The sequence below is a fragment of the Enterococcus pallens ATCC BAA-351 genome (genome assembly GCF_000407485.1).
GTDB lineage: Bacteria > Bacillota > Bacilli > Lactobacillales > Enterococcaceae > Enterococcus_A > Enterococcus_A pallens.
The window spans coordinates 143,011-169,819 of the sequence record NZ_ASWD01000007.1 but is presented as its reverse complement, the minus strand read 5'-3'; the positions used below and the strand labels follow the sequence as shown (position 1 = coordinate 169,819).

The window sequence follows — 26,809 nt, the reverse complement described above, 5'->3', positions numbered from 1 at the left end:
CAATGAAGCCAATTTTCGGTGTGAAGGAAGCTGAAAAGGAGTATCAGGCTCGCTATGCAGCCTATGTTATTATCTCTAATGATAAAAATGAAATCGCCCTCGTCCAGGCTCCAAATGGTGCATACTTTTTACCTGGTGGGGAAATTGAAGGTAATGAGACTAAGGAAGAGGCTATAGACCGTGAGATGTTAGAGGAACTCGGTTTTCGGATTACCTTGGCAGATTATTTAGGTGAGGCTTGTGAATACTTTTATTCCAGACACCGAGATACCTACTTTTATAATCCAGGCTACTTTTTTGTGGCTGGTGATTGGCAAAAAGTGGGAGAACCATTAGAAGTAGGAAGCCGTAGTATTTGGGTAGTTCCTGAAAAAGGAATTGAACTTTTGAAGCGAGGCAGTCATCAATGGGCAGTAAAAGAATGGCTAACTAAATAAAAAAAACGTTAAGTGATCAAAAAATTCACTTAACGTTTTTTTATTTTCATTATATAGTAGGAAAGTTTAGAATCTCAATTTTTTTTTAGTTCATATTAAACTTAAAAAAAAGTGAGACTTAAATAAAATAATACTTGTTATCCTAATAGTATATCAAGGAAATATATAAACGGAGGAGGATGAATATGTGAAAAGAATGTTAGCAAGTACATGCGTTGGTGTCTTGCTAATTGGAAACTTTGGTGTAAGTCTTGGATATGCTGAAATACAATCCATTAGTGAGACAACTGGTCATTTGGAATTGGTAGAGAACACAAGAGCAATCGAACCTAAAGATCCAAATGATCCAAATCGCCCGTTATATCCGTCTGATTTTGAGGAAGACCACATAGTAACTGGTAATGTAGGACCTTTGTCGCTTGATGTTGCTCCAAGAACCTTTGACTTTGGCCAACAGGAAATGTATCAAACTACTCACACATATCATGGTGTGAACGCGGAATCTCCGGATCAATATATCCAAGTAACCGATAACCGGGATGCTGATGTAGATGGTTGGGTAGTCAGTGTCCGTCAAGTAAACTATCTGACAAGTGATGATAATGTTTTGGAAGGCTCTCTGATACACATTCCAACTGGTGAAGCACGAAACACACTGAACCATGATACAACAAAGATCGATCCGACACTGACAGGAAAGGCCGTGGAGGTGGGGTTAGAAGAAGAGAAAATCTTTTATCCCAACACTTCGGGTGCTGGGAAAGGTACATCTACATTAAAGTGGCGACCTAATGATGTTGCCTTAACAATACCAGCTAAACAGACCAAACAAGGAAATTACAAAAATACAATACTTTGGACACTAACTGCAGATGCAGTTTATTAATGGAGGAGAATAAACATGAAAAAAACAAAATTATTGATCAGTACAACATTATTAGGCAGCTTGCTATTGGCTGGCAGCCTGCCGGTTTTTGCCGAAGAGGTAAACACAGAGAGTGGAACAGCATCCATTCAATTTACGGAAAACAATGAGAAGCCTGAAATTGTGGATCCGGTAGATCCAGAAAAACCACTTGATCCACAAGTTCCAGTAGACGACCCAGATAATGAAGACACAGAAAATTTAGGTCCATTGTCACTAGATGTATATCCAGCACGTTTTGATTTCGGAACTCACAATGTTGATATGATGGGTGGAGAATACGATTCAACATTAACCGGTATTCATTACTTACAAATTACTGATAATCGTAGTGATAACCACGGATGGAATGTAAGCGTAAGCCGAACCGAGTTTGAGGATACTTCAGCATCAGAAAAACGAACACTTGCTGCAACCTTAAAATTACCGGTTGGTACAGCACGTAACAGTATGATTGGAGCAGAGGCTACGGATACGCTGACACATAGTGATGCGGAGTTTGAAATTCCTGTTGTAGCTGAAGATGGAAGTGGCGCAGCGACGATTTTAAGTGCAGAGGAAAGCAATGGTAAAGCTACATCTACCTACGTTTGGGATGCTAGTCAAGAAAAACTAACAATTGGTAAAGGCGCAGCAAAAACGGGGACTTTCACATCAACTGTGAATTGGACACTTTCTGCTATGCCAGAACAATAAGATAAGGGGATGTGATAACGATGGGAAAGAAAAATAGTGTGGGAATTGTTGCTTTGCTGATTGCCTTGATAGGAGCTGTCTTTTTGCCGACAAATGTACAGGCAGAAGAAAATCCTAATAAAGGTGTAGGCTACAGTGTCCAAAAAGTGAGTCCAGGAAACGAGGTAGATAGTTCCAGCTCATTTTATGATTTGGCTGTAACGCCAGGTGAACAACGAACAATCGAAGCAAAATTAGTAAATCCAACTAACGAGCCCATCGTTGTCGTATCCAAGATATTTACAGCCTCTACCAATAGTAACGGGGAAATTAATTACACGATGCAACCGGTAGAATTTGATCGCAGTTTAAAGCACCCTGTTTCAGAATTAGTTGAAGTTGCCGCTTCAGACACTAAAACAGAGATCGCACCACAATCAGAGAAACTAGTACATGCTACTATCAATATTCCACAAGATGTGGAACCTGGTGTGCTGTTAGGATCATGGTATTTTGAAAAGGAAGGTCAAAATACTGATGGTGATGAAGAGGGAATTGTCATCAATAATAAATATAGTTATGCACTGGCTATCAAAATGACCGTTCAGCAGGAAATTGAAGAACCAAATATGAACTTATTGACTGTGACTACGGGATTAAATAATTATCGTAAAGTAATTAATGCTAACTTGCAAAATGATCGTCCTGCTATTTTAGGAAATTTATCTGTCACAGCAAAGATTACTGAAAAAGGAAAATATGATGTGCTGTATGAAAATCAGTCAGATGGGATGATTATGGCACCTAACTCAAATTTTGCCTATCCTGTTTTTCTCAATGAACAGCCTTTAAAGCCAGGCGATTATACCATGCGGCTAACGGCCACAAGTGATGATCCTAAATGGAGTAGTCAAACTTGGGAATGGGATGAAGATTTTACAATAACTGCAGACGACGCTCGTAGATTAAATGAGGAAGCACTTAATGATCCTGAGCAGCCAACTAACTGGCTTTTATATGTAATTGTTGCTTTAGGGATTCTAATTTTGATCTTACTTATTTTATTGATTCGTAAACGCAACCGTGTCGCTTAGTAAAGAATTAAGCAAAAAAGGAGGGTGCAAGCAATGAAAAAAATAGGAATTTTAATGCTTTGTCTCTTTGCTTGCTTCTTTTCTGTGAGTGTTTCTCAGACATTTGCGGCAGAGACTGAAGGAGCTATACGGCTAGAAGGTTGGGCCGATATTGAACCGCCGCAGCCTAATCAGCCAGCAGGACCGCAAGGCGAATCAAGCTTAAGGGAGCAGGAAATGGCGTTTCAGCAAAGACCACAAGTACAAAGTCAAAAAAGTAATAAGTCTGCTTCTTCATATCCGCGAACAAATTTTATTCGAAATTATTGGCACTGGGCAGGACTTTTGATTCTACTTATCTTATTGCTGCTATTGAAGAGGAAAAAAGGGGGAGAGGCAATTGAAAAATAAAATTACCTTATTTTTAGCGTTTATTCTGCTATTACCTTCTTTCCTTTTTTTACCGGTAAAAGCAGTTGGCGAAACGGTTGATACATTAAGTGTTGCCTTAAGGGCAGAAGAAGAGTCACAAGTGAGTGACGATTTCTCTTTAATCGTCAGTGATCAATCTATAGAAGCGATACCGGAAGAAAGTACTTATCGCTTAATGATATCTGAAGGAATTGTATATCAAGGAGCTTCTCCAGAACTTGAAGTAATTCAACAGGATCAGATGCTTGTATTCACTGGATTAAGCGAAGAACATGCTTCAGGTGAATTGCAATTTCGCCTGCATCCCGAAGTAGAGGAAGGCACATCTTTTGAGTTACAACTAGAAAAAAGTGGTGAGATGCCATTATTTTCACATCCTTTAACTATTACAAAAAGAACAGAGGATGCTTTAGTTGGCGAGAAACCCGCAGTAAGTGAAGATGAAAAAGTAGTGAATGAATCAGAAGTAAGTCCATTAGAAGAAGCAGAGTTAAGTGAACCAGCAGTTGGATCAGTTGAAGCAGACAATTCAATAATGGAAATGAATCAAGCTGATGCTATGGATGAATATTTTGCTACTTATCAATATCCAAGCGCTTCTACTAAGTCAGAGCTGCCAAACTTCCAAACTGGTGAGAAAGATTTAAGAAATTATCCCCGCGAACAAATTAAGCTGATTTACAACAAAGAGGATTTTCAAGCCGCTTGGGACGATCCAAATATTGTTGTCTTTAATATAATGAATGATTTTGTGGTGGATTTTAGTACTAGTAACAATCACAATCCTTTACAAAACTCTAATAACGGAAATCGCGAAGTTGTAATTGAAGGAAATGGGCACACAGTTGATTTTCGAGGAACATCCTTTAGACTTGGCGGAGGTATTTGGCACATGGCTGTTCAGAATTTAACCGCTTACTCGAGGAATTATTATGGTCCATTGACCGCTCGAAGTGCTGACAGTGGTTCAACTCAAGTTTTTCACAATTATTCTAACATCGGTAGTCAAATGCTTTATGCGACAAGTACTGACGTCAAATTCTCAGGCGATATAATTAACGACATAGTACTATCCTATGTCTCTCCTGTCGATAATGAAGAGCACACTGTGAATTACAGCGGACAAGCAAATTTACAAATCCAAAATTTTGAAATGTTAAATGGTTCTACTTTTTTGGGAAGTACTCAAAATTCAGGAAATATCGCTGTTTCAAATGGTGGAAATGTTGTTATTGGGGAATCTGCAGATGTTACTTTAGAGGCGAAGCATGAATCAAGCTCATCAACTGGCGAAGCAAGTGGTTACGGTATTGATTTAAACGGGAATTTTCATATGAAGAAGCATTCCACTGTTACTTATTCTTATCGCTATCACCCTGATAGAAACGAGCGAGATGATTACGGTATTTTAAACATGTCAAGTAATAATGAGTTTATTATGGATGAAGAAAGTAAAATGACCGTGTCTAAGGATAGCAATTCTGGTACTAGAGATATTATTAGTATTGGAAATTCCAGTACCTTTAACTTAGGAGAAAAAGCAGAAATTAATTTTGATATCAAAAACATCCGAGGAGCAAATTCCGCTATTTCTATGGGATATGATAGTCTTTTTGATTTGAAACCACAATCTAAAATAAACATGAATTTGCAGGGTACTGCAGCAGCAAAGGCAATAAATGCAGGTGCTCGAAGTCAGTTCTTAGTAGGTGCAGCGGCAGAATTATCAGTTCAGGCAAATGGAATAACTGGATCTATGGTGGACTTGAGCAGCGGGCGTTCATCTAATCCAGTAACCTTTGAAGTAAAAGAGGAGGACCCAGAGCTTGGTTTAGAAGGTGGAATAGTTGATATTGTTTCGACTAATCGAGGTTCTTCTACTGCTGATATTTTCAGTACGGGGAATTATGCCAAATTCAAAGTAGGACGGCTGGGTACATTCAATTTAAGAGCCGATAGCACTGGTACCGGGACATACTATTTATTAAACTTAGGTACAAATTCAGAATTTGTGTTTAGTGACGCGAAAAGTGTTGATTTAGAGTTTATGTCTACACCTGCTAGCAATCAAGCGCTTATTTATATGTCTGGCAGCAATGGTGTGTTTGAGGTTGATGTGCAGCGAGTTAAGGCTTGGGAGCGAGGAAATACAGAGGCTCCAAGATATGATTGGTTCCCGATGTTTGAAATGAAAATCCCTTATCGAACAAATAGCGTAGATCGGAATAACCTTCAAGGTCGTTCGGTAAATTCTAAAATCCGTCAGGAATTTTTAGAGAAATTTGACACGGGACAAAGCACAGGTTTTCAACGTCTATTATTCGAGTTTATTCCTGATGTAGATGTCACGATTTCTAACCAGCCGGTTGATAATCCTGACGATGAAAATTCAAAAGTTGTCAAGGGACAAACCAACCCAGATGCTTATGTTCGAATAAGTGAAACAATTGTGCCAAATGGGCAAGCAAGCTTTCCAGCGGAAGAAAATTTAGTAGAGAGTCCTGTGGAAGTCGAAACGGGTGAGACTCCAGATGAGAAGTCTCTTCCATACACGATTCAAGCAGATGATGCTGGAAACTTTGAATTCACGATCTCTGAGGAATTGCCTACTTTTACCGCAGGGAATGACATAGAAGCTTATGCTTTTAAAGATGGAAAGTCAGATACTGCCAAGGTAACAGTACTAGATACAACTGCTCCAAAAGGAGAGGCAGTAGAAATTCATGCTGTGGTGGGAGACGAACTGCCAGCTGTTGAATCTTTTACTGCAAATCGAAGTGATTCAAATCCAAATGCTAGTGTCTATAGTCAGTTTGTTGAATCTGCTGATCAGTTGCAACAATACATGCAGCAGCCGGGAGAGCATGTAGTTTCAGTCATATTGAAAGATGACGCTGGAAATGAGACAACAATTGAAAGTCAATTAATCATTCACACTGCTAGCCACATTTTAACAGGTAATGATGTAGAACTTTCCTATTATAAGATCGAAGAATTTAGCCAAGAAGAATTTGAACAGTTAATAAAGGATTCTATTCAGGCTATTAGCTATCGGCTGCAGGATTTTGAACAAATATATCTGACAGAGCACATTGAATATGACTTTTCAAAAATAGAAAATAAGCCAGGAATCTATACAGTATTACTAACTGTTTCGCCTGATTATGCGCAAACTGAATCAGGATTATCATACGAAGTTGGGGTTCGTATTGACGCGAATAGACCTCCAGAAGTTGTTAATCCAGACGATCCAAAACCAGGATCGCGTCCAGAGAATGGGCAAGAAAATGAAGGCACGAAAAAAACAGGAGAGCTGCGCATAGACTATATTCCTAATAATTTCAATTTTGGCAGGGTACCACTACAATTTGATACTAAGACGTATCATGCATTGCCTGCACCTTCTACTACTGGAAGCTTATTGGATAAGCAATGGGTACAAGTTTCAGATGCTCGCCTTGAGGAAAATGGTTGGCAACTAAAGGTTCAGCAAACACAACCATTTCAGTCAGTAAATGGACATGAAATCAAGGGAGCAGAACTGACAATTCCAAGAGGCATTGCTAGAAATAGCAAAATGACTCCAGAAGTAGCTGAGAATTCGATGTTTGCCAAAGAAATCGTCCTTTCTGGAGAAACACAAGCACAAACGATTTTTGGAGCTGATAATACGACTGAATCTGGTAAAGAAATTTCTACTTTACAGTGGGCATCAGAAGATGTGGAGTTAACAATACCAAAAGGTCAGGTGAAGGCTGAAGAGTCCTATCAGACTGAAATTCAATGGACTTTGGTTAGTGAACCGACGCAATAAAAGGAAACTCGATGCATAGAAGCGTGCATCGAGTTTTTTTGTTATATATGTGATTATCGGGAAATGTTTCTTCATAAAAACATTATTACTTTTTGTTTTTCGTTCGTTATCAACAAAATGTATGAAATTTGGATAAAATAATTTTGTCTAAGTTGTAATTTTTCCTTTTCTCATTTATTCTTAAATTAGGAGGTGAAGATAATGAACATCCATCATTTACTTGATCGGTCTTCTGATTTACAAATACGAATTATTCGTAAACTTTATCGCAGTGGAGGCACAGCCACAAAAGAAGAGTTGATGCGGGAATTTCAAGTCTCTTTGCCAACTCTGCATAAGTACTTAGACGAAATTAACGCCTCTCTTGAAGCACAAAATGGAAAATTAAGAGTTGTTTTTTCAGGCTCTGGATTATTTTTGAAACTTGCACCAGAATTTACTATTCATGAGTTAATGATTGATCGCTTGAAAGATTCAGTGAAATATCAATTACTCGTGGAGCATCTAGACGGTCTAAGAAAAGAAATTTCTTACTTTACCCAGAAATTTCAAATTAGCCGTGCTTCTTTTTTTAGAAAGATCAAAGAATTGAATGAAGCGTTGAAAGAGTTCAAGTTAACTTTAGAGAATGGAGAAGTACAAGGAGATGAACTGCAAATTCGGTATTTCTATTTTCAGTTATTGTGGTACACAGAATCCCGCGTAACCTCTGAGATTGAGCTTTCTATGCGGCAAATGGTGATTGATCATCTAGAAGCTACTTTCCAAAAGAATTTTCCGGAAGATACTCGTCAAAAAATTGCTTTGTATTTAGAAATTTTTGGTAAAAGACGTAAAAAACAAGAACAGTTCCAAATCCATATTACTAAAGAAGAAGAGGCAACAATTTCTCAAGAGGTTTTGAAATTAGTAAAAGAAGCCTTGTCTATTTACTCAGAGCGCTACGCAATTACGATAGAAACTTTTGAATTGAAAAGTTTTTATTTCTTCCTATGTAACATCAATATTTTTTCTGCGACTGATGACGTAAGCTATTATATTTATGAAAAGAACTTTCAAGAGCGGACGCCGGTAATTCAAATGAATGACATTATTTTTGATTATTTAAATGAGCATCAGTTTTTTAGTCAAAAGAAAAATCCAGGATTGTGGTTGGAGATTACCATGTTTCTTTTTAGGATTCACTTTAACGTCTTCAAATTTTCTGGATGGTTTGAGGAGTATTATGAGCATGCAGCTTCAGCTGGTGAAGGAATTCCGGAAATGGATTCCTATCAGCTTCATGTAGAAGAAATGGTGCGGAGAGTACAAAAGTTTGCCAAAAAATATCGCAAAATTTTAATTCCTGAATACGTCCTATTTGGTGTATATCTAGATATATTGTTATTGATTTCTCGTAGAAATGTTCGAGAGATTATTGTAGGTTTATCTTTTTCTTTTAATCGTATAAGCAACCGAGCCAATAAATTACTACTTATTGAAGCGTTAACCAGTAATTATCCAGTTGAATTTGAAGATTACATTCCAGGAAAATACTACCACTTGGTTATCAGTGACCATAAAATGGCAAAAGACGAAAAGGTAGAGAACTATTATACAATCTCTGAAATAGGTAATGAATACGATATCCATCTCTTAAAAGAAATTCTGAATGAATTAGCAAACGAGACAGGAGACTATAAGCTATGATTATAATTATTGGGGGCTCCTTCGCAGGGGTACAGGCAGCTATAGAGCTCCGTAAATTAAACAAACAACTTAAGATAGCTATTTATGAAAAAGAGAAGTATCTAGGCTACGTTCCAAATGGCTTAAACCAATTATTAAGCGGACAAATAAACTCGTTAGAGGAAGCCGTTTTGTATGATGTAGAGGCTTTGAGAATGCAACGAATCGATGTCCATTTGGAAAGTGAATGCATAGAAATCAACCCAGAAACAAAAGAAGTGATTATCCAACAGCATGAGCGTACTAAGCCGATTTCCTATGATCGCCTGATTATTGCGATTGGCTCTATCCAACGTCCATTAGCAATTGAGCAAGGGACAAACCTAGTTTATCAAACTAAAATGCTACGAGATGCACAACGTACGCTTGAAAAGCTTCAAGAAGAAAATGTTTCTTCAATTGCTGTTTTAGGTGGCGGAATTATAGGTGTTGAACTAGCTTCAGCTTTGAAGCAATATAAACCGGAGCTTCAAGTTACTATTTTAGAGAAATTTGATCGTTTGCTGGAATTAGCCGTTGACGAAGTAATTTCAGAAGCGATTGTGGAGAAATTAAAGGAGAAGAATGTCCAACTTTATACGGGAATTGATTTTGAATCGATACAAGAGGGCCAAAATAGTGCTTGTATTCATACGAATCAAGGAGAATTTGAATTTGATATGATTATTAAAGCACCTAATTTAGAGCCAAACCATAAACTACTTGAAGAGATAATTTCATTGGATATCGACGGCAGCAGTATAGTGAGCAGTCAGTTTCAGGCGGAAGACTCCATTTATGTATTGGGAGATATGCTGCGATTACCATTGATGCCAATAAGTGAGAAATTTTATATGCCGTTAATCAATAACTCGGTTCGAACAGCTTTAGTAGCAGCTCATCACATCAGCGGAAATAAAGAACTAAAATTCGAAAGTACAAAGACAAATGTGTTTGCGGCTGTTGGACTAACTATTGTACGTAGTGGTGCCCAAAAACGTAATGAACGATTCACCCCATACAGTATTGAAAAAAGTAATGGCATTTATTCATTGCATGGAGAAGGCTCTCCAGAAATTTATGTTGTTTTATTTGTACATGAAAATACGAATGAAATACTAGGAATACAAGCAGCCTCAGAAGCGGATATTAGTTCGTATGCCAATCTCTTTTCAGTAGTTGTTCGTGGGAAAATGACAGTAAGAGAATTAGCTACCCATGATTTTTTCTTTCATGCAGCCTATCCATCCCATGTCACACACTTTTTGAATGAAATCGCCTTAGACTATTTAGCTAAATAAACAAACGCTGGTACAAAAAATAGTACTAGCGTTTGTTCATATTTGTTAACTTGCCATTACGTATATAGCTGGCAAACTCAGTATAATCATCATCAAAAAGGTTAGCATTGTTAGGGTTGGCTTGAGTCATTTCCTTTGGATAATAAAAACGAGCGTCACCTTGACCCTGACCAGCTAAGGCTGCCACAAGCTGGCTCGCTTGAGACAATTCTACTAATGTACCATCTGACTGCATTATTTCTATTTGTGTACGATGGCGTCCCTGCTCTGGGCGGTAAAAATCATACGGTAAGTCATAGCTTGAATTAATAGCTGTGTAGTACTTAGGGTTGAATCCTACTTTTTCAACAAGTTCACGCATTTTATTTAATAGTGGATTATCCGATGAATCGATAGCCACCGATTTTAACGGTTTCCGATTAAGAAAACGCTGAGCTAAGTCGCTTAAAATGACATCCTTTTCATCACTCCACTGGGCAAAGTAAGTATTCAAAACGCCATCATCCAGCTTCAAATAATCCTCTAAAGTAAAGGATTGGTTTAGAAACGGCAGCAATAGTTGAGAATGATAAGCGAAAATCTCAGGATCCACTTGACTTAATTCATGAGCTCGATCCAACAAGTGTTCTAAAATGACTTCCATACCACGAGAAACACTATGAAAATAAACTTGTACATACATTTGATACCGACTCACAATGTAATCTTCAACCGCATGCATTCCATTCATAGCAAATGCAATCCCTCCTTCATAAGGACGAATCACCCGCAAAATACGTGTTAAATCAAATGTTCCGTATTCTGTACCTGTGTAGTAAGCATCTCTCAATAAGTAATCCATTCTATCCGCGTCAATCTGACTAGAAATCATCTGAACTACTTGAGGATTACTATAGGTTTTTGTGATTACACTTGCAACTTTCTCTGGAAAACCTTCTTCCACGTTATTTAGAATCTGGAAAACCTCTGTTTCTGGAGAAGTAATGATAGCAACCGTCAACGCCTCGTGATCTGTATGAAAAATATGTTCGAAAGTATGAGAGTAGGGGCCATGACCAACATCGTGAAGTAGCGCTGCGCATAAGGCAACTATCCGATGTGAATCATCCCAGCCGTCTTTTCCTAGTTTTTCAATAGGATAATTCCGCTTAAAAATATCACAAATTCGGCGTGTAATTTCGTAAACACCTAATGAATGAGAAAAGCGACTATGTTCGGCTCCATGAAAAGTATAAGAAGAGGTTCCTAACTGTTTAATCCGACGCAATCTTTGTACTTCACGTGAATTGATTAAATCTAAAATAACTTGATGCTGAACATGAATGTAGTTATGAACAGGATCTCGGAAAACTTTTTCCATTGGCAATAATTGATTTTTATAGTTAGTCATGCAAGTCCTCCTGAATGCTAAGGTTTCTTTGATTCATATTTTTTAAACGTTGCTGAAATTCCTCAGTTTGATAAAAATCAACTAGGTGAGAAGTGTGATCACTAAAATCAATACCTTCAAGAAGATTTCTTTTAACCTCGTCAATTGATAATTGATCAGCAAATACATCGGAAAGAGTAGTCATACTGTCTGGATTAACAGACGGATAGCCTTGGGTTCCAACTTCGTCTAACCCAGCCCTATAAAAAGACCGAACTAATTCTCCTCGTTGTTGTTGATTACCAGAAACACTTAAATACATCATAATCGCTACACCTTCTTTTACTCGGCGCTGTGCAATACCCGCGATTTTTCTATTGTCAATCGAAAGATCAAATTTTCCAGGACAATAGGAGTCAGGGACTTCTCCAGCCTTAATACTAACGGATGTTCCATAAACAGTACGGTTTAACCAATCGAGCATTGCTTGATAACCATCATCAATAGACAAATTATTAATTGCCTGTTTTGGTAAAATTAAAGAAATATTTAAAACACCTGAATCACTGACAACACCCAATCCACCAGAGTTTCGTAATAAAGGATAGTAACCAGCTTCTTGAATGGTCTTTAATCCTTCACTAAGATGAGGAACACGACTGTCCTTCATTCCTAAAATGAGTGTTTGGGAAAGCTGCCAAAAATGAATAATTGGTTGATTATTATCGCCAGTATAAGTAGTTAAAACATCAGTTAAAGCAAAAGGGCTAAAATGGTGTTCATGGGAGATCATCCCTTGATCAAACAGCAAGGCAGTCTTCATTAAATCTTCCTCTCAAACAATATCTAGTACAAGTATAAACAAAAAAATGCGTTTCGCGTAGTACAAGCTCCCAAAATAAAGCAAGTAGTTGACAAAAAATTTAAAACCATGAAAAATAGAAGGGAAAGGGGCGAGACTCAGTGAATAACAATGGCGGAATTCCAGCTAAGATAAAATTGCAAACAAAGGTAGTACAAAACAACGAGGTCGAAGAATTTGTTTTTGATGTATTTGGACAAGTCGTTCAAATGGGAAGCACACTGTACATACGTTACAAAGAGGAACAGCCTGATGGCAGTGAAGTGCCTGTCACAATGAAGATTACACCTGATTCTCATGTGCAATTAATTCGTTCGGGGGATATGCGGTTGCGGATGAAATTTGGGTATCGAGAGGAAATAGAAACTAGTTACAAGACGCCTTATGGGATGTTTGTAATTACAACTAACACGCATAAACTTCATGTCAGTTTGAAAGATCGGCCGTTTTCAGGAATCATAACAATTGATTATTCTCTTTCGATGCACAATGAAAAAGTTGGCGATTACAATTTAGTTTTAGAATTTACTACTTAAGATAAAGAAAGGTTTGCTTTTTAGTCAGTGATTTTGTATGATAAGGAGTAGACTTTGAAAGGACGTGTCATACTTGGAACTTAGTGTTTTTGATGGTTTAATTAAAGATGAATTATCAATGATTGAAGTGGCACACGCAATCCTGGAAGAACGCGGCGAGGTAATGGATTTTTCAGATTTAGTGAATCAAATCCAAACATACCTTGGCAAGTCAGACAGCGAGATTCGTGATGCATTAGCCCAATTTTATACCGACTTAAATATTGATGGAAGCTTCATTTCTCTTGGAGATAATCGTTGGGGATTGCGTTCATGGTACGCTATCGATTCAATTGATGAAGAAGTAAATCATGGGTTAGATGAAGAAGATGAAGAAACACCACGTCGCAAAAAGCGCAAGAGGGTCAATGCCTTCATCAATGGAGATGACGATGCAATTGACTACAACGACGACGATCCTGAAGATACTGATTTGATCGACGACGATGATGAAGATATCGACATTGTTGATGATGATGACGACGACGATGATGAAATTGCAGCATACAACTCTGATTTACAAGAAATTGGTGCTGATGAAAACACCGACGACGAAGAAGTTGTTCCTGGTGGAATCGAAGATGATTTAAGCGTTATTGATGACGATGATGATGATTTTGATGATGACGAAGAAGATGAAGAGTAGGCTCAGGCCTGCTCTTTTTTTTCAAAAAAAAGAGAGCTTCTCAGCTCCCTTGAAACCAATATTCAGATGTTTAGTTGAGAGTTCACAAAAGCATTTTGTCAAAACCTGTAAATTCATGTATACTTAAAACTGCTTATAAGACGCGCCCTGAGGGAATCGAACCCCCGTCTCAAGAACCGGAATCTTACGTGATATCCACTACACTAAGGGCGCAGCAACGATTATTAGTTTAGCACATTATCTAAAAAAAACAAGGGGAAATTACAATGAAGTTTCAACAAGGTTATTCGCAAGCGCAACAACAAACACAAAAGCTGGCCATGACGCAAAAGCTGCAACAAGCCATTCAAATGCTGCAATTTAATACTGAAGAGCTGCGGGACTATGTTGAAACTGTTTCTTTGGAAAATCCATTAATCGAAGTAGTTGCGCCAAAAATCCGCAGTGATCTTACTATGATGGGAAACCGCTCAGAAAAATCAGATTTTATCGGACAAATTCCCGATCAGCATGAATCTCTTTTTGAATACTTAATTAATCAAATTCATTTAAACTATCGTGATACTTTTTTAAGAAAAATCATGCTGGTATTGGTTGAATATGTCGATATAAACGGCTACTTGAAGGTTGATGAAGAAGAAATTAAACAAGAGATGGGTGCAACTGATATTCAATTTCTGGATGCACTGACACTGCTTCAACAATTAGACCCACCAGGTGTAGGAGCTAGAAATTTACAAGAATGCTTGATGCTTCAAACTGAGCGAGATGATTATGCACCTGATTTGGCATACTTACTATTAGAGGAAGCTTTTGAAAAAATAGCCAATCATCGATTTGAACAATTAGGTAAAGAATACAATTTAACGATGGTGCAGGTTCAAGAAATCATTGACTACATCCGTTCTTTGAATCCATTTCCTGGAGCGGGTTTTGGAGAAAGTGTTCCTGACTTCATTATTCCAGATCTTACTTTGATTCGTAAAGAAGGAAAATTAGCCGTTCTTTCCAATAAAAGAGGACAATTAAGACTAAATTTTAATGAGAATTACTTTACTCGTTTAGAAAAACAGGCAGATTCTGAAACTAAAGAATACTTAAAAGAGAAACTGCAACAATATGAGTGGTTAAAACGAACTATTGGACAGCGCAAAGATACAATCTTGGAAGTGGGTCGTTTGATTGTAAAATATCAAGAGCCGTTCTTTCTGGAAAAGAAGGGCGCTTTAAAGCCTTTGATGCTAAAGGACATAGCTAAAGAGTTAGAAGTACATGAATCAACCATCAGCCGTGCTGTAAACGGTAAGTATATCGAAACAGATTTTGGAGTATTCGAGCTAAGAAGCTTTTTTGTTAATAAAATTAGTGATGAGGACACTTCTGCTGATGAAGTTAAACAGTTAATAAAACAATTTATTGACGATGAGAACAAAAACAAGCCGCTATCTGATCAAAAAATTGCAGATATGCTAAAAACAAATGGGCAAAAAGTGTCCCGAAGAACAGTGGCTAAGTACCGAGAAGCAATGGGAATTGCTAGTTCTTCTAAAAGAAAACGATTTGATTAAGCCAAGAGAAAAAATCTTGGCTTTTCCCTTGCTTGTTAGGCACAAAACTGGTAAAATTTGCAATGTAAGGTTTTGAGATTGAAAAAAATCAAGTTTGGAACTTACTTTTTTTTACTATTCATGGGTCGCTAAAAGTCTATGAGGGACTTAAGGAGTCCAATGGAGGGAATCCTTTGTTATCAGAAATCAGAGTTCTTGAAGCAATTGCCCCTGATGTGTTAAATACGGTGAAAAGAAGATATCGTGTATTGCAGAATATTTTCTGGATGCAGCCAATTGGCCGAAGGAACCTTGCTGAATCGTTAAATCTTACAGAACGTGTATTACGTGGTGAGACTGATTACTTAAGAGATCAGCGCTTGATTGAAACCACTAAGAGCGGGATGTCCTTAACAGAACGAGGAAAAGAAATCCTACAGCAATTAGATCTTCTAATGGATCAATTTACTGGGATGGACCAATTGGAAAAGCAGCTTGCCTTAATGTTTAACATTGACCGATGTCTTATCGTATCTGGTGACAGTGATGAGCAGCCGAAAGTAATTGGAGATTTCGGGGAACTCGTTAATGAAGCCTTACATCGTCTATTACCCGATGGCAGAAATGTTATTGCGGTTATGGGTGGTACAACAATGGCTGAGATTGCTAGGCATATTACGCCGCTTGAAACAAACAATCGAAAGAATTTGTTTGTGCCTGCTCGAGGTGGCATTGGGGAATCTGTTTCCATTCAAGCTAACTCAGTTAGTGCAGTTATGGCAGCAAATGCTAAAGGAAATCATCGAGTATTGTATGTACCAGAACAGCTAAGCCAGGAAGCCTATCATACCTTGCTGAAAGAACCATCTATTATGGATGTGTTAGCAACAATTAAGCAAGCGAATTGTGTCGTTCATAGTATTGGACGAGCATTGCATATGGCAGCTAGGCGGAAAATGCTGGAAGAAGAGATTGTTTCTCTGAGACAACGCAAAGCAGTAGCAGAATCATTTGGTTACTTTTTTGATGAAAGTGGACAGATCGTTTATCGTGCTTCCCGGGTCGGGTTGACATTAGAGGACGTTCAAAAGATTCCGATTGTTCTAGCCGTTGCCGGAGGGAAATCTAAAGCCAAAGCAATTATGGCTTATATGAAAAACGCACCAAAGCAAACGTGGTTCATCACTGATGAAGCTGCGGCGAATGAGATTTTAAAAGGGGTAACCCTTTAAAATAAATATTTTTCTAATTCCATAAGGAGGAATTTTTAAATGACAGTAAAAGTTGGAATTAACGGATTTGGACGTATTGGACGCTTGGCTTTCCGTCGTATTCAAAATGTAGAAGGACTAGAAGTAGTTGCTATCAACGACTTAACAGATGCTAAAATGTTAGCTCATTTGTTAAAATATGATACAACTCAAGGCCGTTTCGATGGAACAGTTGAAGTTCACGAAGGATCTTTCGACGTTAACGGAAAAGAAGTTAAAGTTACTTCTCATCGTAACCCAGAAGAAATCCCTTGGGGCGATCTAGGTGTAGATATCGTTCTTGAAAGTACTGGATTCTTCACTTCTAAAGAAAAAGCTGAATTACACTTAAAAGGTGGCGCTAAACGCGTTATCATCACTGCTCCTGGTGGAAACGACGTTCCAACAATCGTTTACAACACAAACCATGACATCTTAACTGGTAAAGAAACAGTTATCTCAGGTGCTTCATGTACAACTAACTGTTTAGCTCCTATGGCTAAAACTTTAAATGACAAATTTGGCGTTATCGAAGGTATCATGACTACTATTCATGCTTACACTGGCGACCAAATGACTCTTGATGGACCTCATCCTAAAGGTGACTTCCGTCGTGCACGCGCAGCTGCTGCAAACATCGTTCCTAACTCAACTGGTGCTGCTAAAGCAATCGGCTTAGTAATTCCTGAGTTAAACGGTAAATTAGATGGTGCTGCTCAACGTGTTCCAGTTGCAACTGGTTCATTAACTGAATTAGTAACTGTTCTTGAAAAAGAAGTTACTGCTGATGAAATCAATGCAGCTATGGAAGCAGCAGCTAACGAATCTTATGGTTACAACACAGACGAAATCGTTTCTTCTGATATTGTTGGTATGACTTACGGTTCATTATTTGATGCTACACAAACTAAAGTTATGACTGTTGGCGACAAACAATTAGTGAAAACTGTTGCTTGGTACGACAATGAAATGTCATACACTGCACAATTAGTACGTACTTTAGCATACTTTGCTAACTTATAAGATTTAAACATTGTCTGAAAAAGGCGGGGAAGCAACGCGCTTCTCCGTTTTTTTAATAGGTTATCGTTACCTTTTTTCATAGAAGAGGTATATAATATACAAAGTGTCAAAAAAATTTAGGAGGTCTTCTTTCATGGCAAAAATGACTGTCAAAGATATCGATTTAAAAGATAAAAAAGTCTTAGTACGTGTAGACTTTAATGTTCCTTTAAAAGACGGCGTAATTGGTGATGATACTCGTATCAAAGCAGCGCTGCCAACTATTAACTATGTAATTGACAACGGCGGGAAAGCAATCTTATTCTCTCACTTAGGTCGTGTGAAAACTGAAGAAGATAAAGCAGGCAAATCTTTAGCACCTGTTGCTAAACGTTTGGGCGAACTTTTAGGTAAAGAAGTAACTTTTGTACCCGAAACTCGCGGAGCTGACTTAGAAGCTGCTATCAGCAACATGAAAGATGGCGATGTAGTTGTTTTTGAAAACACTCGTTTTGAAGACATCGATGGCAAAAAGGAAAGCGGAAATGATGCTGAACTTGGTAAATACTGGGCTTCTTTAGGCGATGTATTTGTGAATGATGCATTTGGTACTGCTCACCGTGCACATGCTTCAAATGTTGGAATTGCTTCAACGGGCATTCCTACTGTTGCAGGCTTCTTGATGGAAAAAGAAATAAAATTCATTGGTGAAGCGGTTGAAGAACCAAAACGTCCAATGATCGCAATTTTAGGTGGAGCAAAAGTTTCTGATAAAATTGGCGTAATCAAAAATTTAATTCCAAAAGCTGACAAAATTTTAATCGGCGGCGGAATGACTTATACTTTCTACAAAGCTAAAGGTATGGAAATTGGTAATTCTTTAGTTGAAGCAGACAAGGTAGAATTAGCAAAAGAATTGATTGAAGCAGCTGGTGACAAGTTAGTATTACCAGTAGACTCAATTACAGCAGCTGAATTCTCAAATGACGTACCAACTGAAGAGCATGCTGGTGATGTTCCTGAAGGACAAATGGGTCTTGACATTGGACCTGAATCAATTGCTTTATTCGCTGAAACATTAAAAGGCGCTAAAACAGTTGTATGGAATGGACCAATGGGTGTATTTGAAATGAGTAATTTTGCTCGCGGAACTATCGGTGTTTGCGAAGCTATTGCTAATTTAGAAGATGCTACAACAATCATCGGTGGAGGAGACTCTGCAGCTGCAGCTGAACAGTTAGGTTTTGCTGACAAGTTTACGCATATCTCAACTGGTGGTGGTGCAAGTCTTGAATTATTAGAAGGTAAAGAACTACCTGGACTTGCTGCAATCAATGATAAATAATTATTTTGGTAGGTAATTAGGCGATAAAATTGCTTAATTATTTGCAAAAAACAAATATAAAAGGAGTGCTACTACATGCGTAAACCAATCATCGCTGGAAACTGGAAAATGAATTTGACTGCTTCTGAAGCAAAAGATTTCGCTGAAGCAGTGAAAAATAAAATTCCTGCAAACGATCAAGTGGATTCAGTAATTGGATCACCAGCTTTATTCTTGCAAGAACTAGTTGAAGCTGCTAAGGGAACTGAATTGAAAATTTCAGCTCAAAACTGTTACTGGGAAAATGCTGGAGCGTTCACTGGTGAAACTTCGCCAGCTGCTTTGGCTGATCTTGGTGTGGAATATGTAATCATCGGTCATTCAGAACGTCGTGAATACTTCCATGAAACAGATGAAGAAATCAATAAAAAGGCTAAGGCAATTTTCGCTAACGGCATGACACCGATCCTTTGTTGTGGGGAATCTTTAGAAACCTACGAAGCAAACAAAACAGCTGAATGGATTGAAGGACAAATCAAAGCTGGTTTGGACGGCTTAACTGCTGAGCAAGTATCAAGCATGGTTATTGCTTATGAACCAATCTGGGCAATCGGTACTGGTAAATCTGCCGATGCACAAATTGCTGACGAAATTTGTGGTGTTGTTCGTTCTACTGTTGAAGGCATTTATGGCAAAGAAGTTTCAGAAGCTGTTCGTATTCAATACGGCGGTTCTGTAAAACCTGAAAACATTGCTGAATACATGGCTAAAGAAAATGTTGATGGAGCTTTAGTTGGCGGAGCTAGCTTACAACCTGATTCATTCTTAGCTTTACTTGAAGGTGCAAAATAAATTTGTCAATTAAGACATTTTTGATTGCAACTATAGTCATTTTTGACTAATATTGGTTATGAGGGTTTTTACCCTATTAATAAAACAAAACTCAAAGGAGAGACAAAACATGTCAATTATTTCAGATGTTTACGCTCGCGAAGTCCTAGACTCACGTGGTAACCCAACAATCGAAGTAGAAGTTTACACAGAAAGCGGCGCATTCGGCCGTGGTATGGTTCCTTCAGGAGCTTCAACTGGTGAATATGAAGCAGTTGAATTGCGTGATGGCGACAAAGCTCGTTACGGCGGCAAAGGCGTTACTAAAGCTGTTGACAACGTAAACAACATCATTGCTGAAGCAATCATTGGTTACGATGTACGCGACCAAGCAGCTATCGACCATGCAATGATCGAATTAGACGGTACACCTAACAAAGGTAAACTAGGTGCGAATGCTATCCTTGGTGTTTCTATCGCTGTTGCTCGTGCAGCTGCTGATTATCTAGAAGTACCATTGTATAACTACCTTGGCGGCTTCAACACAAAAGTTTTGCCTACTCCTATGATGAATATCATCAACGGTGGTTCACATGCTGATAACTCTATCGATTTCCAAGAGTTCATGATTATGCCTGTAGGAGCACCTACATTCAAAGAAGCTCTACGTTATGGTGCAGAAGTATTCCACGCTTTAGCTTCAATCTTGAAAGCAAAAGGCTTGGCTACATCTGTTGGTGACGAAGGTGGATTTGCTCCAAACCTTGGTTCTAACGAAGAAGGTTTCGAAGTAATTATCGAAGCAATTGAAAAAGCTGGTTATGTACCTGGTAAAGATATCGTTCTTGCTATGGATGCTGCTTCTTCAGAATTTTACGATAAAGAAAAAGGTGTTTACGTTTTAGCTGATTCTGGCGAAGGCGAAAAAACAACTGATGAAATGATCGCATTCTACGAAGAATTAGTTTCTAAATACCCAATTATCTCAATCGAAGATGGATTAGACGAAAACGATTGGGAAGGTACTAAGAAATTAACTGAAGCTTTAGGCGATAAAGTTCAATTAGTTGGTGACGACTTGTTCGTTACAAATACTGAAAAATTAGCTCAAGGTATTGAAAAAGGCGTGGCTAACTCAATCCTAATCAAAGTTAACCAAATTGGTACTTTGACTGAAACCTTCGATGCAATTGAAATGGCTAAAAAAGCTAGCTACACTGCAGTTGTTTCTCACCGTTCTGGTGAAACAGAAGATTCAACAATCTCTGATATTGCTGTGGCAACAAACGCTGGCCAAATCAAAACTGGTTCTCTTTCACGTACTGACCGCATTGCTAAATACAATCAATTACTACGTATTGAAGATCAATTAGGCGATATCGCTGAATACCAAGGAATCAAATCTTTCTACAACTTAAAAAATAACCCATTTATCGGTAAATAATTTTTATTGATAATTCGTAAACGAAACCTCTTTATCTTTAATTAGATAAAGGGGTTTTTTTGTTTGCATAATAGTAGTTACATGATAGAGAAGATATTTTTTCAACAAGATTCCTAGATTAACTTTTAGTACTGGTAAATTATTCTGATGATATAACTGAAATAGTAAATTTAGTATGTGAAATTTTGAATAAAAGAAAAGACGCTTCTTGGTTTTTTAGCAGAATATCAAGTAGTGTTTTTTTTGTGACCGTCTAAATTCTAGTTTCTTCAGAGCTGATAAAGGATTCACTTATTTTAAAAATTGTCTATTAAAAAAATCGAATCAAAGAATGTGATTATATCAGTCTTCCATGATTGTTTTTAGCTTGAGAAAAATATGTTGTTCCCTTTTTTACAATTTAATGTAAAACACCATTGATACAATCAAGTTGTAGAAAACGCTTACTTTTTTCGTGGATAGGAGGATAGTGGATGGTTTGTGCAAATCTAATTTTATTAAATGGCAAAATAGCGACAGTTGATGAGCAATTTGCATTTGTTGAAGCAGTTGCTGTGGTTGATGGTTGGATTATCGATGTAGGAACTACGAAGGAAATGAATAAGTATATAGGGCCTCAATCAAAAGTAATTGATTTGAATGGAAAATTAATGTTACCAGGTGTACACGATGCACATATGCACGGTGTACATACTGGATTAGCATTAAGTACTCATTTTTTGGATGTAAGTTTTCCAAAAGTAAAAAGTATTTCTGATCTACAAGCTGTGATCGAAACAGCGGTTAAAAATGTTCCAAATGGGACATGGATAATGGGAATGGGTTGGAATGAAATGTTGATTAAGGAATGTATGGAGGAGGGGCGTACTCCTAAAAAATGGGATTTAGATCCGGTTTCTCCAGATCATCCTGTGGTAATTAACGATTATGGCGCTCATCGTATGGTAGTAAACAGCAAAGCTCTAGAAATATGTGGCATCTCATCCGAAATCCCTGACTTGAAACCAGAGGAAGGACTTATCGAAAGGATAGGAGATACCAAAGAGCCTAATGGATATTTGAATGAATGGGGCGCTCAAGTATTGGTTTGGAGTTACGTTCCAGTATTGACAGAGGATGAAATTGAATCCTGTATTCTGCGAATGAACAAAGAACTTAATAAGTATGGGATCACCAGCCATGTTGATATTTTAGGAATTGGCGGCAATCAATTGATTTGTGGTACATGGGGTGAAAAGAGTATTGCGATTTATGAAAGGCTTTCTAGAGAGAAAAAACTAACAGCTCGAGTAAGTGTTAATCTATTGGCTGGTCTGGATGGTATTCAAAGCTATCAAACAATTATTGAAGGATTGCGACGAACTAAATTACCAAAATTTAGAGATAGAAACTGGGTGAAAGCAGAAACAGTTAAAATATTTGGTGATGGTGGTGGTTGGCTTCGAGCTGACAATAAGATTGTTGAGGATCACAGTCGATCAACTTTTCCCGGAACAACCAATGAAGAACAAGAAGCAGAAATTATTAAGACAATTATCGAAGTGCACAGACAAGGTTGGCAATTAGGAATTCATGCAATTGGGGGGCGAACAATCGATACGATAATAAAAGGATATATTCAAGCATTACAATACTATCCAAGAGAGAAGCCACGACATTTTATTATTCATGGGGACGATATGACATTGGAAAATGCAGTAGATGCTGGCAAATTTGGAATTGGTATGTCTGTTCAATCAATCGCTGCTCATACAATTATGGATTTTATGAAAATGCGTTTTGAACAATCTCGCGGAGAAGAGTTATTTTCTTGGAGAGAATATCAAGAAAAAGGAGTCAATATTGCAAATGGTTCTGATTCAAATATATTTTCATTGAATTGGCTGCAAGGTGTCCAATTTGCTGTCACAAGAAAAACAATAAATGGATATAGTTATCGGTCAGATTTGGCAAGTTCATTAGAAGACGCTATTCGCATGTACACACTCAATGGAGCGAAACAAGAACATTTAGAAACTGTACGAGGATCAATTGAGATTGGGAAGGTAGCAGATTTTCAAATTTTAGATCAGGATATTTTTTTAGTAAAGCCAGAAAACATAGCTGAAGCCAAAGTTTTAATGACAATTGTAGACGGAAAGATTGTTTATGAAAAATAATAGAGAGAAGGAAATATAATGAGAGACTACCCACATTTATTTAGTCCAAAAAAAATTAAGAACATTACTTTTCGTAATCGTATCTTCGCTTCGCCCACGTCACTGGTTTGGCCAGACTATTATACTGGGATGCCTGATGAGAGTACTGTTTTTTACTATGAAGATAAAGCTCGAGGTGGAGCAGCAAGTGTAACGTTAAGTGAAACAGCTGTTAATCGCTACGATTCTAGTCGTCGACCAAACGATGATATTTTAGTACCTGATTTTGAACGGGCAATTTTTCCAACTTCAGGGTGGTTGAAGGTAACCGATGCGATTAAGCGACATGGGGCAGTACCATCAATCCAAATTTTTCATGGTGGTGATACAAGTGAGCCGATTTTTACTAGAGGTCATCAACCGATTGGACCAAATGGTTTTACAAAAGAAAATGGAACGGTTGTTCGTCAAATGAACGAAGAGGATATGCGAAGGGTTGCAAATGAGTTTGCGGAAACTGCTTGGTACGCAAAATATAGCGGCTTCCAAAAGGTGATGATTCATGGCGCACATGGTTGGTTATTGGCTCAGTTTTTATCTCCGGCAACCAATCATCGAACAGATGAGTATGGAGGAAGTTTAGAGAATCGGGCTCGGTTTCCTTTGATGGTAGTGGATGCTATTCGTGAAAGAGTTGGAGAGGATTTTCTTTTAGAATATCGAATTAGTGGCAAGGAATACCTAGAAGGCGGTTTGGAAATCGACGAAGCTGTTGAATTTGCTAAAATGCTGGATGGGAAAATTGATCTACTGCATGTTTCAGCAGGTTCATATTATGCTACAAAACAATACACCTTCCCATCGGTATATCTACCTCACGGCTGCAATTTACCATTGGCTGAAGCAATGAAAAATGGAGGGGTGAAAACACCGATCGTAACAGTAGGTGCACACTATAATCCAATCGAAATGGAAAAAATTATTGCAGAAGGAAAGGCAGACTTTATTGCAATCGGACGTGCGATTGTTGCTGATCCACAATTACCAAATAAACTATTTGCTGGTAAACCATTAGACGTGACCCCTTGCCTAAGATGTACTAATTGTCTGGGTGGAAAATACGATGGACACAATGAATGTGACGTCAATCCATTAGCAGGTAATGAATTATATACGCTGCGCACTCCAAATGTAATAGATCATAAGCGTGTTTTAGTTATTGGAGGAGGGCCTGGTGGAATGAAAGCAGCAATTACAGCAGCTCAAAGAGGCCACACTGTGACGTTGGTTGAAAAAGAAGCAACGTTAGGTGGAAATCTTAAATTTACAGACATCGACGCACACAAAGATGATTTGCGTAGATTTAAAGATTACTTGATTTATCAGTTGGAGAAAAGTGCTGTAGATATTCAGCTGAATACAGTAGCTGATATAAATTTAGTTCAAAAAATAAATCCTCAGTCAATCATTGTTGCATCAGGAGCGAATCCATTGGAACTTAAATTAAAAGGCAGTGATAAACACCCAATGATTCATGCTACAGAAGTGTACACAACCCCTGAAAAAGTTGGAAAAAAAGCTGTGATGATTGGTGGAGGCTTAATGGGATGTGAGGTTGCTCTACATTTAGCAGAGGCGGGAGTTGATGTGACTATCCTTGAACTTCAAGAAGGACTAGCTGTTGATTCAAATCGGATTCATCAAGCTGCATTATTTGAAATGATGGAGAAAATGAGGGATTTAGTCCACACGAAAACATTAGTAAAAGTTACTGAAGCGACTGAAGGAGGAGTTAGATATCTTGATTCTAATGGTGCTGAGCACATGATAGAGGCTGATACAGTCATTTATGCAGTGGGAATGAAACCAAATGAAGATATTGTTGAAGAAGTACGAAAATGGGATGGTTGGGAAACTTTTATGCCAATAGGTGATTGTACTGGTGCTTCCGTGGTTAGAAAAGCGGTGCATACAGGATATCACGCCGCAATGGATATCATTTAAGTAAATGTGAGGAATTACTTAGACTGCAGCTGAGTTTTTTCTTATCCATTTATAGTATTTCGATGTGTTATTAATCAAAAAGCAGGCTTCCTCGAATAGTTAGAGGGATAGAGAGCTATCTTCTATGTATAGAAGAGTGGTCAAATGAAAAAGAACAAATCTGGAAGGAATCCTGTGCATTTGAAAAAACTATCCCTCGCTAAAAAAAGAGGATTATCTGTAATTCTTAATGACACGAGGAGGAAGAACGGTGAAAAACTTTAAAGTAAAGGCCGCAGTTTTGTCACAATCATTTATAGTCATGGCGATTATGATAGTTTCGACTGTATTAGCAAATATTGCTCAAAGCTTTCCAACTGCCAGTTTGACTGCAATTCAAATGGTGATGACTTTTGGAATGGTCGCTTCTTTTCCAGCTACACTTGTAGCGGGCATTCTAGGCAACAAACTTAACAAAAAATATATTGTGTTAGTGGCACTAGCATTAATGCTTGTTGGAGGGTTGCTTCCAGCATTTTTACATGACAAGCTAGGATATATCTATGCTTCCAGTTTACTAATCGGAGCAGGTCAAGGAACGCTTATGACCACAATTAGTAATATCTCGACTGAATTATTTGAGGGGGATGAGCGAAGCCAAATGTATGGAATGCAAACTGCATTTCAGAATGGTGGTTCTGTTGTGATGATGTTAGTCGCAGGTATGCTGGCAAGAGTTCGATGGACACAAGCGTATCTTGCTTTTGGAATTATCTTGATTACGATTATTATCGTTACTTTGTGGCTTCCGGCTGAGCAGGTGACTCCAAAAAAAGAAGCCGGCGGAGGAAAATATGCACCAAAAGCTAAAGTTCCAGGTTCTGTTTACTTTATTGGTGTGCTGATTTGCCTGTTTTGCATTGGCTATTCAACTTTTTCATTGAATGCATCACTTTATATTGCTTCAATGGGATTAGGAGATCCATCAACTGTTGCTTTAGCAATGTCATTGAGTACGGGCGCCGGTGTAGTTGGCGGCTTTGCTTTTCCTAAGATATTTAAAGTACTAAATCGCTATGTACTTACTTTAGCATGTATTGTTACAGCAGTTGGCTATCTGCTATTGGTACTTTTTCCAAGTATTGCCATTGTATTTTTAGCGGCAATCACTGCAGGAATAGGTTTCTCTTTGTCGATTCCTTTAGGGATTCAAGCAATATCTGAGACTGCAACACCTGAACAAATGTCTAGTTCTATGGGAAGTTATATGGCCTTTACCTCTGTTGGCGCTGCCGCATCGCCTTTAATTATCAATGCGTTGGCGGGCTTTATCCCTAACGGAAATGAAGGAACAGTATTTTTAACTAGTGTCGTATTTTTGGTAATTTTAACAGTGATTACGATCTTTTGGAGTATGAAAACTAGCGCAACAAAAAAAACTAGCGAACCACCTGTACCTGAATAACAAAAAATA

21 protein-coding genes and 1 tRNA gene are annotated in these 26,809 nt (G+C 38.0%); 19 read left to right on the top strand and 3 right to left on the bottom strand.

Translation table 11 applies throughout. The annotated features are described in order from the left end of the window. Positions 1–2 precede the first annotated feature (2 nt). The 8 genes from I588_RS24285 (at position 3) to I588_RS24250 (ending at position 10,364) form a co-directional block, all read left to right on the top strand. Complete coding sequence (locus tag I588_RS24285; protein ID WP_010755959.1) at positions 3–437, top strand: NUDIX hydrolase; 435 nt, start codon at positions 3–5, stop codon at positions 435–437. A gap of 196 nt (positions 438–633) precedes the next feature. Beyond that, positions 634–1,323 (top strand): WxL domain-containing protein, encoded by a 690-nt coding sequence (locus tag I588_RS24280; protein WP_245569564.1) that lies wholly within the window; start codon positions 634–636, stop codon positions 1,321–1,323. A gap of 15 nt (positions 1,324–1,338) precedes the next feature. Continuing rightward, positions 1,339–2,058, top strand: a complete 720-nt coding sequence (locus I588_RS24275) for a WxL domain-containing protein (protein WP_010755961.1) — start codon at positions 1,339–1,341, stop codon at positions 2,056–2,058. Positions 2,059–2,078: 20 nt separating this feature from the next. Further along, positions 2,079–3,131 carry a WxLIP family cell surface protein gene (locus I588_RS24270; RefSeq protein WP_010755962.1) on the top strand — a complete coding sequence of 351 codons (1,053 nt, stop codon included), beginning with the start codon at positions 2,079–2,081 and terminating at the stop codon, positions 3,129–3,131. 33 nt (positions 3,132–3,164) lie between these two features. Further along, positions 3,165–3,521, top strand: a complete 357-nt coding sequence (locus I588_RS24265; protein ID WP_010755963.1) for a hypothetical protein — start codon at positions 3,165–3,167, stop codon at positions 3,519–3,521. After that, on the top strand, positions 3,511–7,356 hold the full coding sequence (locus I588_RS24260) for a WxL domain-containing protein (RefSeq protein ID WP_010755964.1): 3,846 nt from the start codon (positions 3,511–3,513) through the stop codon (positions 7,354–7,356). The genes I588_RS24265 and I588_RS24260 overlap by 11 nt, the downstream gene beginning before the upstream one ends. A gap of 201 nt (positions 7,357–7,557) precedes the next feature. After that, positions 7,558–9,045 (top strand): AcpB/EbpR/MafR family transcriptional regulator, encoded by a 1,488-nt coding sequence (locus I588_RS24255; RefSeq protein WP_010755965.1) that lies wholly within the window; start codon positions 7,558–7,560, stop codon positions 9,043–9,045. After that, a complete protein-coding gene (locus I588_RS24250; protein WP_010755966.1) occupies positions 9,042–10,364 on the top strand; it encodes an NAD(P)/FAD-dependent oxidoreductase in 1,323 nt (440 codons plus the stop codon). Before I588_RS24255 ends, I588_RS24250 begins: the two co-directional genes overlap by 4 nt. A 25-nt stretch (positions 10,365–10,389) precedes the next feature. Here I588_RS24250 and I588_RS24245 read toward each other — a convergent pair whose 3' ends face one another. Both I588_RS24245 and I588_RS24240 read right to left on the bottom strand, forming a co-directional pair. Continuing rightward, positions 10,390–11,754 carry an HD domain-containing protein gene (locus tag I588_RS24245; RefSeq protein WP_010755967.1) on the bottom strand — a complete coding sequence of 455 codons (1,365 nt, stop codon included), beginning with the start codon at positions 11,752–11,754 and terminating at the stop codon, positions 10,390–10,392. Next, positions 11,747–12,556 (bottom strand): lipoate--protein ligase family protein, encoded by an 810-nt coding sequence (locus I588_RS24240; RefSeq protein WP_010755968.1) that lies wholly within the window; start codon positions 12,554–12,556, stop codon positions 11,747–11,749. The genes I588_RS24245 and I588_RS24240 overlap by 8 nt, the downstream gene beginning before the upstream one ends. Before the next feature lie 140 nt (positions 12,557–12,696). Here I588_RS24240 and I588_RS24235 point away from each other — a divergent pair, with 140 nt between their 5' ends. Continuing rightward, on the top strand, positions 12,697–13,131 hold the full coding sequence (locus I588_RS24235) for a YwiB family protein (RefSeq protein ID WP_010755969.1): 435 nt from the start codon (positions 12,697–12,699) through the stop codon (positions 13,129–13,131). A 73-nt stretch (positions 13,132–13,204) separates the two neighbouring features. Next, entirely contained in the window at positions 13,205–13,816 is a 612-nt protein-coding gene (gene rpoE / locus I588_RS24230) for a DNA-directed RNA polymerase subunit delta (RefSeq protein WP_010755970.1), read from the top strand. Positions 13,817–13,957: 141 nt separating this feature from the next. On the opposite strand, the gene I588_RS24225 is transcribed toward rpoE, so the two are convergent. Next, positions 13,958–14,029, bottom strand: a tRNA-Arg gene (locus I588_RS24225). 53 nt (positions 14,030–14,082) lie between these two features. Here I588_RS24225 and rpoN point away from each other — a divergent pair. From rpoN to I588_RS24180, 9 genes are all read left to right on the top strand, one after another. Continuing rightward, entirely contained in the window at positions 14,083–15,384 is a 1,302-nt protein-coding gene (rpoN, locus tag I588_RS24220) for an RNA polymerase factor sigma-54 (protein ID WP_010755971.1), read from the top strand. A 173-nt stretch (positions 15,385–15,557) separates the two neighbouring features. Beyond that, positions 15,558–16,595, top strand: coding sequence for a sugar-binding transcriptional regulator (locus I588_RS24215; RefSeq protein WP_010755972.1), 1,038 nt, complete (start codon positions 15,558–15,560; stop codon positions 16,593–16,595). 39 nt (positions 16,596–16,634) lie between these two features. Further along, positions 16,635–17,636, top strand: a complete 1,002-nt coding sequence (gap, locus tag I588_RS24210; protein WP_010755973.1) for a type I glyceraldehyde-3-phosphate dehydrogenase — start codon at positions 16,635–16,637, stop codon at positions 17,634–17,636. Between the two features lie 133 nt (positions 17,637–17,769). Continuing rightward, positions 17,770–18,960, top strand: a complete 1,191-nt coding sequence (locus tag I588_RS24205; RefSeq protein WP_010755974.1) for a phosphoglycerate kinase — start codon at positions 17,770–17,772, stop codon at positions 18,958–18,960. A 75-nt stretch (positions 18,961–19,035) separates the two neighbouring features. Then, entirely contained in the window at positions 19,036–19,791 is a 756-nt protein-coding gene (gene tpiA, locus I588_RS24200) for a triose-phosphate isomerase (protein ID WP_010755975.1), read from the top strand. A gap of 109 nt (positions 19,792–19,900) precedes the next feature. Continuing rightward, positions 19,901–21,214: a phosphopyruvate hydratase gene (gene eno, locus I588_RS24195; protein WP_010755976.1), complete on the top strand. Its 1,314-nt coding sequence runs from the start codon at positions 19,901–19,903 to the stop codon at positions 21,212–21,214. Positions 21,215–21,687: 473 nt separating this feature from the next. Next, a complete protein-coding gene (locus I588_RS24190; protein WP_010755977.1) occupies positions 21,688–23,373 on the top strand; it encodes an amidohydrolase in 1,686 nt (561 codons plus the stop codon). A gap of 18 nt (positions 23,374–23,391) precedes the next feature. Further along, positions 23,392–25,356 carry an oxidoreductase gene (locus I588_RS24185; protein ID WP_010755978.1) on the top strand — a complete coding sequence of 655 codons (1,965 nt, stop codon included), beginning with the start codon at positions 23,392–23,394 and terminating at the stop codon, positions 25,354–25,356. A gap of 250 nt (positions 25,357–25,606) precedes the next feature. After that, positions 25,607–26,800, top strand: coding sequence for an MFS transporter (locus tag I588_RS24180; RefSeq protein ID WP_010755979.1), 1,194 nt, complete (start codon positions 25,607–25,609; stop codon positions 26,798–26,800). The last annotated feature ends 9 nt before the right edge of the window (positions 26,801–26,809 follow it).

Excerpts from the sequence above, each read along its gene's own strand:
- I588_RS24265 (WP_010755963.1), top strand. The coding sequence starts at position 3,165 with ATGAAAAAAATAGGAATTTTAATGCTTTGTCTCTTTGCTTGCTTCTTT.
- I588_RS24275 (WP_010755961.1), top strand. The coding sequence starts at position 1,339 with ATGAAAAAAACAAAATTATTGATCAGTACAACATTATTAGGCAGCTTG.
- I588_RS24245 (WP_010755967.1), bottom strand. The coding sequence starts at position 11,754 with ATGACTAACTATAAAAATCAATTATTGCCAATGGAAAAAGTTTTCCGA.
- I588_RS24190 (WP_010755977.1), top strand. The coding sequence starts at position 21,688 with ATGGTTTGTGCAAATCTAATTTTATTAAATGGCAAAATAGCGACAGTT.
- tpiA (WP_010755975.1), top strand. The coding sequence starts at position 19,036 with ATGCGTAAACCAATCATCGCTGGAAACTGGAAAATGAATTTGACTGCT.
- I588_RS24280 (WP_245569564.1), top strand. The coding sequence starts at position 634 with ATGTTAGCAAGTACATGCGTTGGTGTCTTGCTAATTGGAAACTTTGGT.
- I588_RS24270 (WP_010755962.1), top strand. The coding sequence starts at position 2,079 with ATGGGAAAGAAAAATAGTGTGGGAATTGTTGCTTTGCTGATTGCCTTG.
- I588_RS24205 (WP_010755974.1), top strand. The coding sequence starts at position 17,770 with ATGGCAAAAATGACTGTCAAAGATATCGATTTAAAAGATAAAAAAGTC.
- I588_RS24255 (WP_010755965.1), top strand. The coding sequence starts at position 7,558 with ATGAACATCCATCATTTACTTGATCGGTCTTCTGATTTACAAATACGA.
- I588_RS24285 (WP_010755959.1), top strand. The coding sequence starts at position 3 with ATGAAGCCAATTTTCGGTGTGAAGGAAGCTGAAAAGGAGTATCAGGCT.
- gap (WP_010755973.1), top strand. The coding sequence starts at position 16,635 with ATGACAGTAAAAGTTGGAATTAACGGATTTGGACGTATTGGACGCTTG.
- rpoN (WP_010755971.1), top strand. The coding sequence starts at position 14,083 with ATGAAGTTTCAACAAGGTTATTCGCAAGCGCAACAACAAACACAAAAG.
- I588_RS24185 (WP_010755978.1), top strand. The coding sequence starts at position 23,392 with ATGAGAGACTACCCACATTTATTTAGTCCAAAAAAAATTAAGAACATT.
- I588_RS24250 (WP_010755966.1), top strand. The coding sequence starts at position 9,042 with ATGATTATAATTATTGGGGGCTCCTTCGCAGGGGTACAGGCAGCTATA.
- eno (WP_010755976.1), top strand. The coding sequence starts at position 19,901 with ATGTCAATTATTTCAGATGTTTACGCTCGCGAAGTCCTAGACTCACGT.
- I588_RS24240 (WP_010755968.1), bottom strand. The coding sequence starts at position 12,556 with ATGAAGACTGCCTTGCTGTTTGATCAAGGGATGATCTCCCATGAACAC.